General features: G+C 69.0%; 15 protein-coding genes. 10 read left to right on the forward strand and 5 right to left on the reverse strand.

The features are described from left to right. The first annotated feature begins 84 nt into the window (after positions 1 to 84). Complete coding sequence (locus tag QTH90_RS28620; protein ID WP_286667954.1) at positions 85 to 825, forward strand: Crp/Fnr family transcriptional regulator; 741 nt, start codon at positions 85 to 87, stop codon at positions 823 to 825. A 3-nt stretch (positions 826 to 828) separates the two neighbouring features. Here QTH90_RS28620 and QTH90_RS28625 read toward each other — a convergent pair whose 3' ends face one another. Continuing rightward, complete coding sequence (locus QTH90_RS28625) at positions 829 to 1,446, reverse strand: SOS response-associated peptidase family protein (protein ID WP_286667955.1); 618 nt, start codon at positions 1,444 to 1,446, stop codon at positions 829 to 831. 101 nt (positions 1,447 to 1,547) lie between these two features. Between QTH90_RS28625 and QTH90_RS28630 the strand changes: the two genes are divergently transcribed. After that, complete coding sequence (locus QTH90_RS28630; protein ID WP_286667956.1) at positions 1,548 to 2,309, forward strand: SDR family NAD(P)-dependent oxidoreductase; 762 nt, start codon at positions 1,548 to 1,550, stop codon at positions 2,307 to 2,309. 18 nt (positions 2,310 to 2,327) lie between these two features. Here the strand turns inward: QTH90_RS28630 and QTH90_RS28635 are convergent, their stop codons facing one another. The 3 genes from QTH90_RS28635 to QTH90_RS28645 form a co-directional block, all read right to left on the reverse strand. Continuing rightward, positions 2,328 to 3,326, reverse strand: a complete 999-nt coding sequence (locus QTH90_RS28635; protein WP_286667957.1) for an MBL fold metallo-hydrolase — start codon at positions 3,324 to 3,326, stop codon at positions 2,328 to 2,330. A 54-nt stretch (positions 3,327 to 3,380) separates the two neighbouring features. Beyond that, the gene (locus tag QTH90_RS28640; RefSeq protein ID WP_286667958.1) at positions 3,381 to 4,346 is read right to left on the reverse strand and encodes a Bug family tripartite tricarboxylate transporter substrate binding protein; all 966 of its coding nucleotides are present in this window, start codon (positions 4,344 to 4,346) and stop codon (positions 3,381 to 3,383) included. Positions 4,347 to 4,483: 137 nt separating this feature from the next. After that, positions 4,484 to 4,747: a hypothetical protein gene (locus tag QTH90_RS28645; protein ID WP_286667959.1), complete on the reverse strand. Its 264-nt coding sequence runs from the start codon at positions 4,745 to 4,747 to the stop codon at positions 4,484 to 4,486. A 359-nt stretch (positions 4,748 to 5,106) separates the two neighbouring features. On the opposite strand from QTH90_RS28645, the gene kdpF reads away from it, so the two are divergent. From kdpF to kdpE, 7 genes are all read left to right on the forward strand, one after another. Then, on the forward strand, positions 5,107 to 5,205 hold the full coding sequence (kdpF, locus tag QTH90_RS28650; RefSeq protein WP_286667960.1) for a K(+)-transporting ATPase subunit F: 99 nt from the start codon (positions 5,107 to 5,109) through the stop codon (positions 5,203 to 5,205). Between the two features lies 1 nt (position 5,206). Further along, entirely contained in the window at positions 5,207 to 7,009 is a 1,803-nt protein-coding gene (gene kdpA, locus QTH90_RS28655; protein WP_286667961.1) for a potassium-transporting ATPase subunit KdpA, read from the forward strand. 111 nt (positions 7,010 to 7,120) lie between these two features. Beyond that, positions 7,121 to 9,214, forward strand: a complete 2,094-nt coding sequence (gene kdpB / locus QTH90_RS28660; RefSeq protein WP_286667962.1) for a potassium-transporting ATPase subunit KdpB — start codon at positions 7,121 to 7,123, stop codon at positions 9,212 to 9,214. Between the two features lie 11 nt (positions 9,215 to 9,225). After that, positions 9,226 to 9,804, forward strand: coding sequence for a potassium-transporting ATPase subunit KdpC (kdpC, locus tag QTH90_RS28665; protein ID WP_286667963.1), 579 nt, complete (start codon positions 9,226 to 9,228; stop codon positions 9,802 to 9,804). 13 nt (positions 9,805 to 9,817) lie between these two features. After that, positions 9,818 to 10,162: a hypothetical protein gene (locus tag QTH90_RS28670; protein ID WP_286667964.1), complete on the forward strand. Its 345-nt coding sequence runs from the start codon at positions 9,818 to 9,820 to the stop codon at positions 10,160 to 10,162. 24 nt (positions 10,163 to 10,186) lie between these two features. Continuing rightward, positions 10,187 to 12,940 (forward strand): DUF4118 domain-containing protein, encoded by a 2,754-nt coding sequence (locus QTH90_RS28675; protein ID WP_286667965.1) that lies wholly within the window; start codon positions 10,187 to 10,189, stop codon positions 12,938 to 12,940. Between the two features lie 10 nt (positions 12,941 to 12,950). Next, entirely contained in the window at positions 12,951 to 13,643 is a 693-nt protein-coding gene (kdpE, locus tag QTH90_RS28680) for a two-component system response regulator KdpE (protein WP_286667966.1), read from the forward strand. Here the strand turns inward: kdpE and QTH90_RS28685 are convergent. Next, on the reverse strand, positions 13,606 to 14,496 hold the full coding sequence (locus QTH90_RS28685) for a DMT family transporter (protein ID WP_286667967.1): 891 nt from the start codon (positions 14,494 to 14,496) through the stop codon (positions 13,606 to 13,608). The two genes, kdpE and QTH90_RS28685, sit on opposite strands and share 38 nt — an antisense overlap. A gap of 91 nt (positions 14,497 to 14,587) precedes the next feature. Here QTH90_RS28685 and QTH90_RS28690 point away from each other — a divergent pair, with 91 nt between their 5' ends. Beyond that, entirely contained in the window at positions 14,588 to 15,358 is a 771-nt protein-coding gene (locus tag QTH90_RS28690; protein ID WP_286667968.1) for a pseudouridine synthase, read from the forward strand. Positions 15,359 to 15,502 lie beyond the last annotated feature (144 nt).

A 15,502-nucleotide genomic window follows, 5' to 3' on the forward strand; every position in this document is an offset into this window, starting at 1 on the left:
ATGGGGCGGACTGTAGAACCAACTTTGACGCCAACTTGTCGTTCCGACGACAATCCTAGGGACACTACTCCCCGGAGTTTCCCGATGCCGATCGGCAGTGACAGCAGCGCCTCATCGATCCGCGACCGTGTGCGTCCGGCCACCGCCGACGAACTCGACAACATTCCCTGGCTGCGCACCCTGGCGCCCATCGAACGCCGTCGCGCCGAGGTGGCGGTGGTGGTCGGCGACGCCGAGCCCGGCGATCTGGTCTGCCGCATCGGCCGACCGCCCACCTACTGGTTCGGCGTGGTCGAAGGCCTGCTCAAGATGAGCAACGACAACGCCGACGGCACCTCGATGACCTACAGCGGCCTGCCCCCCGGCGGCTGGTTCGGCGAGGGCACGGCGCTCAAGCGCGAGCCCTACCGCTACAACATCCAGGCGCTGCGGCGCAGCGTGGTGGCGGGGCTGCCGGTGGACGATTTCCATTGGCTGCTCGACCACTCGATCGGCTTCAACCGCTTCGTGATGAACCAGCTCAACGAGCGGCTGGCCCAGTTCATCGCGGCGCGCGAGACCGACCGGTTGAACAACCCCGATGCGCGGGTGGCGCGCAATCTGGCGGCACTGTTCAATCCGGTGCTGTTCCCCGGCGTGGGCGAGTTGCTGCGCATCACGCAACAGGAGTTGGCCTATCTCATCGGGCTGTCGCGCCAGCGTGTCAACGAGGCCTTGCGCACCTTGCAGGCGCAGGGCGCGATCCGCGTCGAGTACGGCGGCCTGCGCGTGACCGACCTCGAAGCGCTGCGCGCGAATGGAATGGCGGGAAAGGGTGCGGGCTAGCAGCTACGCGTCGACCGCCACGGCTTCGCGCAACAGCTTGTCGTCGGCATAGGGCCGGAAGTAGGCGGCCGTTTCCTCGACCGGGCAGTGCAGCCAGTCGTCGATCCATGCGTCGCGCAGGATGATGGTGCGGCGCCGCTCGGGCTGTTCGGGCGCAGCCAGGGTCAGCAGGGCAAAACTCTCGACGCACTCGCCGGCCGGCGATCGCCAGCCGTTCCACAGGCCGGCGAGCGCGAGGGGCTCGCCATCGGCGCGCGATACGCGCACGGCCGAGTCTCCGGTGTCACCGGGCTGGTACAGGCAAGTCGCCAGGATCACGCAGCGGTGGCCGCGCTTCCACGGCTGGTAGAAATTGCGTTCGGCGGAGGCGGTCTCGCCGCGGGCCTCGTACGTGTCCTGGTCCTGGCCGTCCTTCGAGAACAGCGGGATCAGCCCCCAGCGCCCGGGGGCGATCTCGAAGCGCGCGGGCGGCGTCTGCTGGCCGACGCCATCGGCGCGGGGACGCCGCACGAAAAGACCTTGTTGCCCCGGCCGGACGATCGACCCATCGGGGTCGCATGCAATACCGAAGCGCTGCGCGAAGTGGCTTGGCTCGCTCGCTGCTTGGTAGTGGGTGGGCATGGCGGGCAATGTAAGAAGAGTGAATGATTTTAGTCAACACGCCGATACCATCGGGTCGGTGCGGCACCCTCGCCCGCACGACCTTTCTCACGAAAACGCCCATGACTTCATCTCATCTCACCGTCATCACCGGTGCATCCCGCGGCCTGGGCCGCGCCATGGCCGAGCAATTGCTGCAGCCCGGCCGGCGCCTGCTGTGCATTTCGCGCCAGAGCGACGACCAGCTCGCCGCGCTGGCCCGCGAGGCCGGCGCCGAGCTGGAGCAGTGGCAGCAAGACCTGGCCGACCCGGTCGCGGCGGCCGCGCGCCTTGCGGCATGGCTGCAGGGGCTGGACGCGGAGGGCTTCGACAGCGCAACGCTCATCAACAATGCCGGCACCGTCGGCCGCCCGCGACCCTTGTCGGAAGCGGTGGCCACTGAACTGGCGCAGGCGCTTCGCGTGGGCCTGGAGGCGCCGATGCTTCTGACCTCCGCCTTCCTCGGCGCGACCAAGGGCTGGCGTGCCGAGCGCAAGGTGCTCAACATCTCGTCGGGCCTCGGCCGCAACGCGATGGGCAGCCAGGCGCCGTATTGCGCTGCCAAGGCCGGCATGGACCATTTCTCGCGCGCTGTGGCGCTCGAAGAGAAGGGCGAGGGCGGCGCCCGCATCGTGTCGCTCGCGCCCGGCGTGATCGACACCGACATGCAGGTGCAACTGCGCGAGAGCGAGCCCGGCATGTTCCCTGACTACGTTCGCTTCCAGAAGCTCAAGGCCGAAGGCCTGCTCGACTCGCCGGCCTCTGCTGCGGCCAAGATCCTCAAGTACCTGGACCGCGCGGACTTCGGCAGCAACCCCGTGGCGGACGTGCGCGACCCGGCCTGACTCCGGCCTGACCCCGGGCTATTGCAGCGTGAAGCGGTCGCGCTGCGCGCGCGCGCATTCGTTCATGACGGTCAGCCCGCGCAGCACCGCCTCGTTGCCGATGACGAAGGGATTCGGCTGCAACCCGGGCTGCTGTCGAAGCGCCTCGAGCCGGGGCAGCGCGTTGTCGTAACCCGCGTGGTTCGACAGCAGCACATCGACTTTCTGCTCTTTCGCCACCGTGCTCATGCGCTGGGTCGACTGGATGTAGCTGTCGAGCCGCGGGATGTCCTTGCCGAAATTGAAGGCCGTGCCGCCCCAGAGCAAGGTGCGGTAGGTCCGGTTGCCCGACTTCACGTCGAACACCGGCGTGATGGTGCCCATCGTGTGGCCCGGCGTGAGGTAGAGCGTGACGGTGGTGTCGCCCAGCGTGATGCGGTCGCCGTCCTTCACGGCCATGTCGCGCTGCGGCGGCGCACCCCACAGCGGCGTGGTGAACTCGAGCTGGGTTTCGGTCATCTTCCAGTCGACTTCGCTCATGACGATGCGCGGCCGGTACTTCTGCACGAGGTACTTGGCGCCGCCGTAGTGGTCGCCGTGCCCGTGCGTGACGATCACGTACTTGATCTGCGCCGGATCGAGCCCGAGCTTGCGCATGCCGCCATCGATCAGTGCGGTCGCCTCCGCCTCGTTGTTGAGCGCGTCGATGAGGATGATGCCGTCCGAGGTCTTGATGGCCCAGGCGCTGACCCAATCGGCGCCGACGTAGTAGAGATTGTCGAAAGCCTGCCCCTGCGGCGGTGGCGGCTTGTTCATGAGGGCCGCGATGCCCCGGTCCGACTCGGCCTGCGGCGGCCTGGTGGCGGGTGCCGGCTTGCAGAGCACCAGCAAGGGCTGGAGGTCGGTGCCCGCCGCCTGCGTGGCGGCGGCGACGTGCGCTGAAACCGTGGACTGCGAAGCCGGCTGGGCGCAACCCGAGAGGATCGCGGCAAGGGCACATGCGCCGGCCAGGGGCCGGATGCTGGATCTGTTCGTCAAGAGCGGTCTCCTCGCCGGTGCCCGGCTTGATGCAAGACCGCGATTCTGCGACGTCTACTCTATCGTTGCACCCGAGTCGTGCACGATGCTGCGCCACTTCTGGTAGTCGGTCTTCAGGAGCGTGCCGAACTGCTCTGGTGTCATGCTCTGCGGCTCCGCGCCCTGGGCGATGATCGCGGCCTTCATCTCGGGGGTCGCGAGCAGCTTGTTGACCTCCGCGTTCACCGTCATGACGATGTCCTTCGGCGTGCCCGCGGGCATGAAGAGGCCATACCAGGTGCTGACGTCGAAGTCCTTGTAGCCCAGCTCGGCCACGCTGGGCACGTCGGGCAGCGAACTGCTGCGGCGCAGCGAGGTCACGGCCAGCGGACGCAGCTTGCCCGCCTTGATCTGGCTCATGGCCGATGGCAGCGAAGACACCATCAGGTCCACGTTGCCGGCCAGCACGTCCATCATCGCGGCGTTCGAGCCCTTGTAGGGCACATGGCGCATCTTGATGTTGGCGGCCGTCTTGAAGATCTCGCCGGCCAGGTGGATGGTCGTGCCGTTGCCGGGCGAACCGTAGGTGATCGAGTCGGGCGCCGCACGCGCGGCGTTGACGACGTCGGCCAGCGTCTTGAACTTCGATTCGGTGCGGGTGACGATCACCACCGGCGTGTAGGCCACGTGCGCCACGGCGGTCAGGTCCTTGGTGGGGTCGTAGCTCAGGTTCTTGTAGAGCCAGGGCGCGACGACCATGTTGTCCTTCTGGCCCATCACCATGTCGTAGCCGGTGGGCGCGGAGCGCACGGCTTCGGCGATGCCGATGGTGCCGCCCGCGCCGGCGCGGTTGTCGGGCACCACGGTCCACTTGCTGGTTTCGGTGAGCTTGTTGGCGACCAGGCGCGAGAGGATGTCGGTCCCGCCGCCGGGCGGGAAGGGCACGACCATGCGGATCGGCTTGGCGGGGTAGGGCTGGGCCTGGGCGGCGGCGGCAAATGCCAGCCCCAGGGCGACGGAGGTGATGAGCTTTCGGATCATGGGATGTCTCGTTGTGGCGAGGCGCCGCCGAGGTGCGGCGCTATGCGCCGGCAGTGTGCCGGAACGAAACAGCCCGGGTGCTCGCAATTCGAGATGGCTGCCGTATCGAATGACGAGTCCCGCGGGCGCGCGGGCGTTCAGTGGATGGTGGGCGGACCCAGGTCCTCGGAGGGGTCCACGTAGGCCGTCACGATGGGGGCGCTGCCGGCACCCGGCCCGCGGTCGTCGGCGCGGCGCTGCAACGCCGCGATGCCGGCCATCATGGCCGCGCCGTAGGTTGGCATCGGCCCGGCGGCGGCATCGATCGGGCGGCAGTCGCAGCCGTCCTGCTTCTGCAGCACCCAGTAGAAGTGGCCGGCGATCGGTTCGTCGACGACCAGTGCGATTGCTTCGGTGTCCATGGCGGTGATCCCTTTTCGTCACTTCGATGGAGGGGTTGTACGCATCGCGCGGACGGCCGGATAGCAACGAATTCACGGCGTCGGGGCCGTCAGTGCAAAAGCGCCGGCATGTGTGCAAAACGCACACCTTGCAGGGGGCGCCGGGCAGGCAAAGGGACGGCATTTACGCTTTCTTTACGGCCTCTCCGCGACTCTCTTCCCCCTTTTTACGCACGTCTGCCGAGACTGGATGCCTTGTCTTGCATGCAGGAGTGATAGATGGACATCGTGTGGATTGCCGCCCTCGCGGCACTGTGGGTCGTGATGGCCGCAATGGTGGCCGGCCTCTTCAGGCTCGCAGCACCCAAGGGAGAACGTTCGTGATCAGCCTCGAAATCCTCTACGGATTCGGCGGCCTGCTCACCGTGATCCTGTTCGCGTACCTCGTGTTCGCGCTGATCTGCGCCGAGGAGTTCTGAAGTGAACACCTCTGCCTGGGCCCTACTGGCCCTTTTCCTCGTCGTGCTGGGCGTGCTCGCCTGGCCGCTCGGACGTTTCATCGCCGCACTCTGCGAAGGCCGCGTGCCGCGCTGGATGCAACGTGTCGAAGCACCGATCTACAGGCTGGCGGGTGCATCGCCCGAGGCTTCGATGCACTGGCGCAGCTACGCCGTGGCGCTGCTCGCGTTCAATGCGATCGGCGCGCTGTTCGTCTATGGCCTGCAGCGGCTGCAATCGCTGTTGCCGCTCAACCCCGAGGGCATGGCGGCGGTGTCGCCGGATTCGGCCTTCAACACCGCCGTGAGCTTCGTCGCCAACACCAACTGGCAGGGCTATGCCGGCGAATCGACGATGAGCTATCTCACGCAGATGCTCGGGCTCACGGTGCAGAACTTCCTCTCCGGTGCCACCGGCATCGCGGTCGCGTTCGCACTGGCACGCGGCTTCGCGGCGCGCAGCACGGACGGCAAGGGCCTCGTCGGCAACTTCTGGGTGGACGTGACGCGGATCACGGCCTGGCTGCTGCTGCCGATCTCCTTCGTGCTCGCGATGTTTCTTGCGGGCCAGGGTGTGATCCAGAACCTCGACGCCTACAAGACCGTGAACACGGTGGAGACCACGGCTTTTCAGCAGCCGAAGCTCGACGCTGGCGGGCAGCCCGTCAAGGACGCATCCGGCAGCCCCGTGCTCGAGGACGCGAGCACGACGACGCAGACGCTGGCCATGGGCCCGGTCGCCTCGCAGGAGGCGATCAAGATGCTCGGCACCAACGGTGGCGGCTTCTTCAACGCCAACTCGGCGCATCCCTACGAGAACCCGACCGCGCTTACCAACTTCGCGGAGATGCTGGCGATCTTCCTGATCCCCGCCGCGTTGTGCTTCGCCTTCGGCCGCGTGGTTGGCGATCTGCGCCAGGGCTGGGCGGTGCTTGCGGCGATGACGGTGATCTTCGTCGTCGCGGTGGCCGTGGTCATTCCCGCCGAGCAGGTCGGCAATCCGCTGATCGGCAGTCTGGGCGTGGACCAGGCGGCCAGTGCCATGCAGTCCGGCGGCAACATGGAGGGCAAGGAAGTGCGCTTCGGCATCGCCGCGTCGGGCCTGTTCGCGGCGGTCACGACGGCCGCGTCCTGCGGCGCCGTCAACGCGATGCACGACGCCTTCACGCCGCTCGGCGGCATGGTGCCCCTGGTGCTGATGCAGTTGGGCGAGGTTGTCTTCGGCGGTGTCGGCACGGGCCTCTACAGCATGCTGATCTTCGCGATCCTCGCGGTCTTCATCGCGGGTCTGATGATCGGCCGCACGCCGGAGTACCTCGGCAAGAAGATCGAAGTCCACGAGATGAAGCTGACCTCGATCGCCATCCTGGTCACGCCCATCCTGGTGCTGGCCGGCACGGCCGTCGCGGTGGTCGCGGACGCGGGCAGGGCGGGCATTGCCAATCCGGGCGCGCATGGATTCTCGGAAATCCTCTATGCGTTCACCTCGGCCGCCAACAACAACGGCAGCGCCTTCGCCGGCCTGTCTGCCAACACACCCTTCTACAACGCGTGGCTCGCCATCGCGATGTGGCTCGGTCGCTTCGGCGTGATCGTGCCGGTGCTCGCCATCGCGGGCGCACTCGCTGCCAAGAAGCGCATTCCGGTCACGGCGGGAACGATGCCCACGCATGGCCCGCTGTTCGTGACCCTGCTGATCGGCACCGTGCTGCTGGTCGGCCTGCTCAACTATGTGCCCTCGCTGGCCCTCGGTCCGGTCGTCGAGCACCTGATCCTGTGGAAATAGGCACCCCCCCCAGGCTGCGCGCACTTCGTGTCGCTTCGCCAACCCCCTTGCAGGGGGCAACACCGGCGGGCCGGCGGAGCCGGTCCGCGGTGTTTCTGAAAGGTATTGAAAATGCAGACTAAGACCTCCCTCTCGCTGTTCGATGCGGCGCTGATGCGCCCGGCGCTGTGGGCCGCGTTCACCAAGCTGAGCCCGCGCGTGCAGTGGCGCAACCCGGTGATGTTCATCGTCTACATCGGCAGCATCCTCACGTCGCTGTTGTGGCTGCACTCGCTGAGCTTCCCGGGCGACACCGGCATGTCGCCCGCCTTCGTGCTCGCGGTGTCGATCTGGCTGTGGTTCACCGTGCTCTTCGCCAACTTCGCCGAGGCGCTGGCCGAAGGCCGCAGCAAGGCGCAGGCGGCGTCGTTGCGCGGACTGCGCAAGGACACCTGGGCCAAGAAGATGGACGAGCCGTACCACGGCGGCAAGTGGCTCCCGCTGCAGGCGCCGGAGCTGCGCCGCGGCGACGTGGTGCTGGTCGAGGCCCATGACGTGATCCCGCTCGACGGCGAGGTCATCGAAGGCGTGGCCTCGGTCGACGAGAGCGCGATCACCGGCGAATCCGCGCCGGTGGTGCGCGAATCGGGCGGCGACTTCTCGGCCGTCACCGGCGGCACGCGGGTGCTGTCGGACTGGCTGATCGTGCGCATCACGGTCAATCCGGGCGAGTCCTTCCTCGATCGCATGATCGGCATGGTCGAAGCGGCCAAGCGCCAGAAGACGCCGAACGAGATCGCACTGACGATCCTGCTGGTGGCGCTGACGCTCGTGTTCCTGATCGTCACCGCGACCTTGCTGCCTTACTCGGTCTTCAGCGTCGGCGCAGCGGGCGCGGGCACGGTGGTGTCGCTCACCGCGCTGGTCGCGCTGCTGGTGTGCCTGATCCCGACCACCATCGGCGGACTGCTGTCGGCGGTCGGCGTGGCCGGCATGAGCCGCATGATGCAGGCCAATGTGATCGCGACGTCCGGCCGTGCGGTCGAGGCGGCGGGCGACGTCGACGTGCTGCTGCTCGACAAGACCGGCACCATCACGCACGGCAATCGCCAGGCGACGGCCTTTCTGACGGCGCCCGGCGTGTCGCAAGAGCGGCTGGCGCGTGCCGCGCTGCTGGCATCGCTGCCCGATGAAACGCCGGAGGGCCGCAGCATCGTCGAACTGGCACGCCGCGGGGGCACTGACGACAGGGGTGTGGGAGGGGCGCACTTCGTGCCGTTCACAGCCCAGACCCGCATGAGCGGCGTCGACCTGCCGCCCGCTGCCAACAGTCTGGACGCGAATGCGGTCGCCTTGCGCAAGGGCGCGGTGGACGCCGTGCGCCGTCACGTCGAGGCGCTCGGCGGTGCCATGCCGGCCGAAGTGCTGCACGCCGCGGACGCAGTGGCGCGCCGCGGCAGCACGCCGCTGGCGGTGGCCGAGGGGTCGCGCGTGCTCGGCATCGTCGAGCTCAAGGACATCGTCAAGGCCGGCATCAAGGAGCGCTTCGCCGAACTGCGTCGCATGGGCATCAAGACGGTGATGATCACCGGTGACAACAAGCTCACGGCTGCCGCCATCGCGGCCGAGGCCGGCGTGGACGACTTCCTCGCCGAGGCCGCCCCGGAAGACAAGCTGGCGCTGATCCGCCGCTACCAGTCCGACGGCCGGCTGGTCGCGATGACCGGCGACGGCACCAACGACGCCCCCGCGCTGGCGCAGGCCGACGTGGCGGTGGCGATGGGCAGCGGCACCCAGGCCGCCAAGGAGGCCGGCAACATGGTCGACCTCGACTCGAACCCGACCAAGCTGCTCGAAGTGGTCGAGACCGGCAAGGCGCTGCTGATGACGCGCGGCTCGCTCACCACCTTCTCGATCGCGAACGACGTGGCGAAGTACTTCGCGATCATTCCGGCGATCTTCGTCTCGACCTATCCGCAGCTGGGCGCGCTCAACGTGATGCGGCTCGCGAGCCCGTCGTCGGCCATCCTGTCTGCGGTGATCTTCAATGCGCTGGTGATCGTGTTCCTGATCCCGCTGGCGCTGAAGGGGGTGCGCTACCGCCCGGTGGGCGCCGCGTCCTTGCTGCGCCGCAATCTCGCGATCTATGGCCTTGGCGGCCTGATCGTCCCCTTCGTCGGCATCAAGCTGATCGACTGGCTGCTCGTCGCAGCGGGTCTGGTCTGAGGACATTCAACATGACAAACATTCTTCGTCCCGCCCTCGTGCTTTTCGTCCTGCTCAGCGCGCTCACGGGCATCGTCTATCCACTGGCCGTGACCGGCACGGCGCAGGCCGTCTTCCCGGCGCAAGCCGCGGGCAGCCTGGTCGTGCGCGACGGCGCGACGATCGGCTCCACGCTCATCGGCCAGAACTTCAGCGATCCGAAGCACTTCTGGGGACGTCCGTCGGCCACGGCGCCGATGCCCTACAACGGCGGCGCTTCAGGCGGCGCCAACCAGGGCCCGCTGAATCCTGCGCTGGCCGATGCGGTCAAGGGCCGTATCGAAGCCTTGCGCGCGGCGGACCCGGGGAACACCGTGCCGGTGCCGGTCGATCTCGTCACGGCCTCGGCCAGCGGGCTCGACCCGGACATCAGCCCGGCGGCGGCGTACTACCAGGCGGGGCGCGTCGCGCGCCTGCGCAACCTGCCCGTCGACCAGGTCGAGCAGCTGATCGACGACCACACGAAGGCGCCGCTGTGGGGCCTGTTCGGCGAACCCCGCGTGAACGTGCTGGCGCTCAACCTCGCGCTCGACGCGCAACCTTCTCCTTGATCCCGGAGCTTCCATGGCCTATGCCGCCTACCGTGAACACCCCGGCGTGACCCGCACGCGCAGCACGATGCTGTGGCACGTGCTCGACGTCATCGTCACCTGCGCCGATGCGCAGCGCGTGCGCGTCGCGATCGCGCGCTGCCCGGACGCTGGCGTGGTGCGCTGCGAGCCGCTGCTGTGCAATCGGGGCTCGCAGGAGAGCGCCGCTCCGCGCGTGCGACTCATGGTCCGGCTTCCCCTCACCGGCTACGCGCAGGTGCTCCATTGCCTGGTCGAGGCCGTGCCAAGCGGCGAGGTCGGGCGGCTGGTCAGTTGGAGGGACCATCTCACGCGCTGCGGATTGCGACACAGCCGATGAGATAACCTGCGTCGCCTTGCCCTCATGAACGACGACGCCCGCCCCGACCCCGACGCGCTGCTGGCGCAACTGCGCGCGGAGGAACAACGCTCGCAGCGCGGCAAGCTGCGCATCTATTTCGGTGCCAGCGCCGGCGTCGGCAAGACCTGGGCGATGCTGAGCGCGGCGCAGCGCGAGCATGCCGCCGGGCGCGACGTGCTGATCGGCGTGGTCGAGACGCACGGCCGCAGCGAGACCGCGGCATTGCTCACGGGCCTCGACACGCTGCCCCTGCGCGAGGTGGCCTACCGCGGCCACCAGCTCGCCGAATTCGATCTCGATGCCGCCCTCGCGCGCAAGCCGGCCGTGCTGCTCGTCGACGAACTGGCGCATTCGAATGCACCCGGATCACGCCACGCCAAGCGCTGGCAGGACGTGCAGGAACTGCTGGCGGCGGGCATCGAAGTCTGGTCGGCGCTCAACGTCCAGCACCTGGAAAGCCTCAACGGCACGGTCGGCGCGATCACCGGCGTGCGCGTGCACGAGACGGTGCCCGACACCGTGCTCGACGAGGCAGATGAAGTGGTGCTGGTCGACGTCACGCCCGACGAACTCACGGCGCGGCTCGCGGCCGGAAAGGTCTATCTGCCGCAGCAGGCCGAGCGGGCGGCGCAGAACTTCTTCCGCAAGGGCAACCTCATCGCGTTGCGCGAGATCGCGCTGCGCCGCACCGCCGAGCACGTGGAAGACGACGTGCGCGGCTGGCGCGTGGAGCAGTCGGGGCCGCAGGGCGATGGCGGTCCGCCGGCGTGGAACACCTCGGGTGCGATCCTGGCCTGCGTCGGCCCGCACGAAGGCGCAGGGCAGACCGTGCGCACGGCGGCCCGGCTGGCGGGGCAGCTCAACGTGCGCTGGCACGCGGCTTATGTGGAGACGCCGCGGCTCCAGCGCCTGGACGCGGCGCAGCGCGACCGCATCCTCGCCGTGCTCCAGCTGGCCGAGGAACTCGGCGCTGAGACGGCGGTGCTCACGGGAACCGACATCGCGCAGGAACTCGCCGCCCAGGCCCGGCGCCTCAACTGCGCGACGCTGGTCGTGGGGCGTGCCGAGCTGGCGCAAGGCTGGGCGCGCTGGTGGCCTTCGCCTCCGCTGGCGAGCGACCTGGCACGCCACGCGCCGGACGTGGACATCGTCGAGGTCGCGCGGGCCGACAGTTCCCGTCGCCTCGCGCCTGGCCGCCCGGGCGGGCGGCGGGGCGATCCGGCGGTCGAAGACGCCGACCGCCCGCGTGCGCGCTGGCACGGCTATGCATGGGCCGCGGCCAGCAGCGTCGCGATCACGCTGCTGGCGACGCCGCTGGTCGGCGTGCTGGAACTGGCCAATATCGTCATGCTGTTCCTGCTCGGGGTGGTGGGCGTGGCGATGCGCTTCGGACGCGGCCCGGCTGCCTTCGCCGCGATGCTCAACGTGGCCGCCTTCGACTATTTCTTCGTCTCGCCGCGGCTGTCGTTCGCGGTCAGCGACGTGCAGTACCTCGTGACCTTCGGCGTGATGCTCGGCGTCGGCCTGCTGGTCGGCCAGTTGACGGCGGGGTTGCGCTTCGCGGCTGGCGTGTCGGCGAGCCGCGAGCGCAGGGCGCAGTCGCTGTTCGAACTGACGCGGGAACTGTCCGCGGCGCTCGAAAGCGCCCAGGTCGTCGCGCTCGGCGCGGCCGCGGTGCAAGGGCATTTCGGCGGCCGGGCGGTGGTGCTGGTGACGGATGCCAACGACCGGCTCGCGATCCCAGCCGAGCCGCCGCCGGGTTTCGACGCCAGCGTGGCCGACTGGACTTTCCGCCAGGGCCAGCCGGCCGGCCTCGCGACGGCCACGCTCGCGGCGCAGCCCTGGCACTACACGCCCCTCAAGGCGCCGATGCGGGTGCGTGGCGTGCTCGCACTCGAACCCGCGCACCCGCGCTGGCTGCTGATCCCTGAACAGGCCCAGCAACTGGACACGCTGGCCCGGCAGATCGCCATCGCGCTGGAGCGCGTGCACTACGTGGAAGTGGCGCAGCAAGCCGTGGTCGAGATGGAGTCGGAACGGCTGCGCAACGCGCTGCTCGGCGCCATCTCGCACGACGTGCGGACGCCGCTGACGGCGCTGATCGCGCTCGCCGAATCGCTGCAGACGCTGCCCGATGGCACCCGCGACCAGCGCGACGCGGCGCGCGCGATCGTCGCGCAGGCGCACCAGCTTCATGCGCTGGTGAGCAACCTGCTGGACATGGCGCGTCTGGAAAGCGGCATCGCCGGCGGCACGGTCAACCTGCGGCGCGACTGGCAGTCGGTCGAGGAAGTGGTGGGCTCCGCCATTCGCGCCGCACGACCGGCGCTGGGCGAGATGGCGGTGCAGACCGCGCTGCCGTCGGAGCTCCCGCTGGTCGAGTTCGATGCGGTGCTGATCGAGCGCGTGCTGGTCAATCTGCTGGAGAACGCCGGCAAGTACGGCGCGCCGCCCATCGTCGTCGGCGCGCACGCCACCGACCGCGCGCTGGTGCTGAGCGTGCGCGACCACGGCCCGGGCCTGCCGCCATCGCTCCGTGGCCGCGAGCAGACGCTGTTCGACAAGTTCACGCGCGGCCAGGCCGAGTCGGCCACGCCCGGCGTCGGTCTGGGGCTGGCGATCTGCAAGGCGGTGGTCAGCGCGCACGGCGGCGAGATCACGGCCGCGAACGCGGCCGGCGGCGGGGCAGAATTCACGGTCACCCTGCCTCGCCGTGCACCGCCGGAATCGGCGGAGTCGAGCGACATTCCTGCCTGAGAACCGAGCCATGCCCAGCCCCACCGCCATCGTGATCGAAGACGAGCCGCAGATCCGCCGCTTCGTGCGCGGCGCGCTGGAGGCCGAAGGCTGGCAAGTGCACGAGGCCGGCACCCTGCGCGACGGCCTGGCAGCGGCCGGCACGCGGCAGCCCGACCTGCTGGTGCTCGACCTCGGGCTGCCGGATGGCGACGGCGTTTCGCTGATTCGCGACGTGCGCGGCTGGTCGGCCGTGCCGATCATCGTGCTCTCGGCGCGCACCGACGAGGGCGACAAGATCGCCGCCCTGGATGCCGGTGCCGACGACTACCTGACCAAGCCTTTCGGCACGGGCGAACTGCTGGCCCGGGTGCGCGCCAACCTGCGCCGGCCGCGCACGGCCAACGGCGGCGAAGAGCCCGAGCCGGTGTTCCGCTTCGGCGAGGTCGAGGTCGACCGCATGGCGCGCGTGGTGCGGCGCGCGGGCGCCGAGGTGCATCTCACGCCGACCGAATACCGCCTGCTGTCGGTGCTGATCGCCAATGCCGGGCGGGTCATCACCCAGCGCCAGCTGCTGCGCGAGGTGTGGGGCCCGACGCACGGCGAGCAGAGCCACTACCTGCGCATCTACATGGGCCACCTGCGCCAGAAGCTCGAAGCCGATCCCGCGCAGCCGCGGCACCTGCTCACCGAGACGGCGGTGGGGTACCGGCTGGTGGCGTGAGCGCGTCCTGGCGGGATGGCCGCCCACGGGCGAGGAGCACGACGGCGACGCCGCCGAGCACCGCGATCGATGCGATGACCAGGCGCAGGCTGACGGATTCATCGAGCACGAGCACGCCGCCGAAGGCCGCGATCACCGGCACGCTGAGCTGAACGGTCGCGGCGCTGGTCACCTTCAGTTCGCGCAGCGCGGCGTACCAGATCACGTAGCCGATGCCGGAACTCAGGATGCCCGAGGCCAGCCCGAAGCCGATGCCGGCGAGGTCCCATTTCATGGAAGGCAGCATCGCCGCACTGACGGCCAGCGCCAGCGGTGCGGCGCGCACGAAGTTGCCGGCCGTCGCGCGGGTGGGATCGCCGGCGCCCCTGGCGCGCAGCGAGTAGACGGCCCACGCCGCGCCGGACGCAGCCATCAGCAGGGCGCCCTGCAGGGGCGGCGCCGACAGGCCGGGCAGCAGGAGGAAGACCAGCCCGCCGACAGCCAGCGCGAAGCCGGCAATCTGCCAGCGCGCCAACCGTTCTCCGCGATAGAGGCCCCAGCCGATCATGCTGATCTGCACTGCGGCGAAGAGCAGCAGCGCGCCGGTGCCGGCCGGCAGGCTGAGGTAGGCGAAGGAGAAGGCTTCGGCGTACACGAACAGGGCCACGGCCGAGATCCAGCCGCCCGCCAGGCTTTTCGTGCCCGGCCCGCTGCGCTGCGCCGCAATGAGCCACAGCACGAGGGCGCCCGAGAGCAGTCGCACGGAGGTGAAGGTGGCCGCGTCGATGCCGGTGTGCAGCAGCGCCAGCCGGCACAGAAGCGAATTGCCGGCAAAGGCCAGCATGGCGAGCGCAGTGAGGACAACGAGTTTCATCGGCGGGCATGGGAGTCGCGGGACGATTGGAACACTGCCGCCCCCGTGAATCGCGGAGAATCGTTCGCCACCCGAATCCCTCTGCGACCCCATGCCTGAAACGCCCGCCGCCCCATCCCGCCTCAACAAACGCATGGCCGAACTGGGCCTGTGCTCGCGCCGCGAAGCGGACGACTGGATCGCGCAGGGCTGGGTCAAGGTCAACGGCCAGGTGGCCGAGATGGGCGTGAAGGTGACGCCGGCCGATCGCATCGAGGTCGACAAGAAGGCGCAGACCCAGCAGCAGCAACAGGTGACGATCCTGTTGCACAAGCCGATGGGCTATGTGAGCGGGCAGGCCGAGGATGGCCACGAGCCGGCGGTGGTGCTGATCAACCCGCGCACGCACTGGCGCGAGGACCCCAGCCGCAATCGCTTTTCGCCGCCGCAGTTGCGGGGTCTCGCGCCGGCCGGCCGTCTGGACATCGATTCGGTGGGGCTGCTGGTGTTCACGCAGGACGGGCGTGTCGCGCGTCAGTTGATCGGCGAGGACTCGAACATCGAGAAGGAATACCTGGTGCGCGTGTCGTATGGGCCTGTCGCGCAGAACTCGCAAGCCGCTTTTCCCCGCGAAGAGCTTGCCAAGTTGCGGCACGGGTTGAGTCTGGACGGCCAGCCGCTGAAGCCTGCGCGGGTCGAGTGGCAGAACCCGGAGCAGTTGCGCTTTGTGCTCACCGAGGGCAAGAAGCGGCAGATCCGGCGGATGTGCGAGCTGGTGGGGCTCAAGGTCGTGGGGTTGAAGCGCATTCGGGTCGGGAATGTGGTGTTGGGGAATTTGCCTGTGGGGCAGTGGCGCTATTTGGGGGCGCACGAGCGGTTCTAGTTGGCTTGTGCGGGCGGGCTGGGCGGGGCTGACGTCGTCGGGCGGTGTGCCCTGTGCCGGCCGACGTCACCGGCCGCTTCGCGGCTGCCCTGCGCTGCTCGCGGTACGCGGGGTCCGCGCAAACTCGCTTCGCTCAAACACGCG

It is taken from the genome of Variovorax flavidus (genome assembly GCF_030317145.1).
Classification (GTDB): domain Bacteria; phylum Pseudomonadota; class Gammaproteobacteria; order Burkholderiales; family Burkholderiaceae_C; genus Variovorax; species Variovorax flavidus.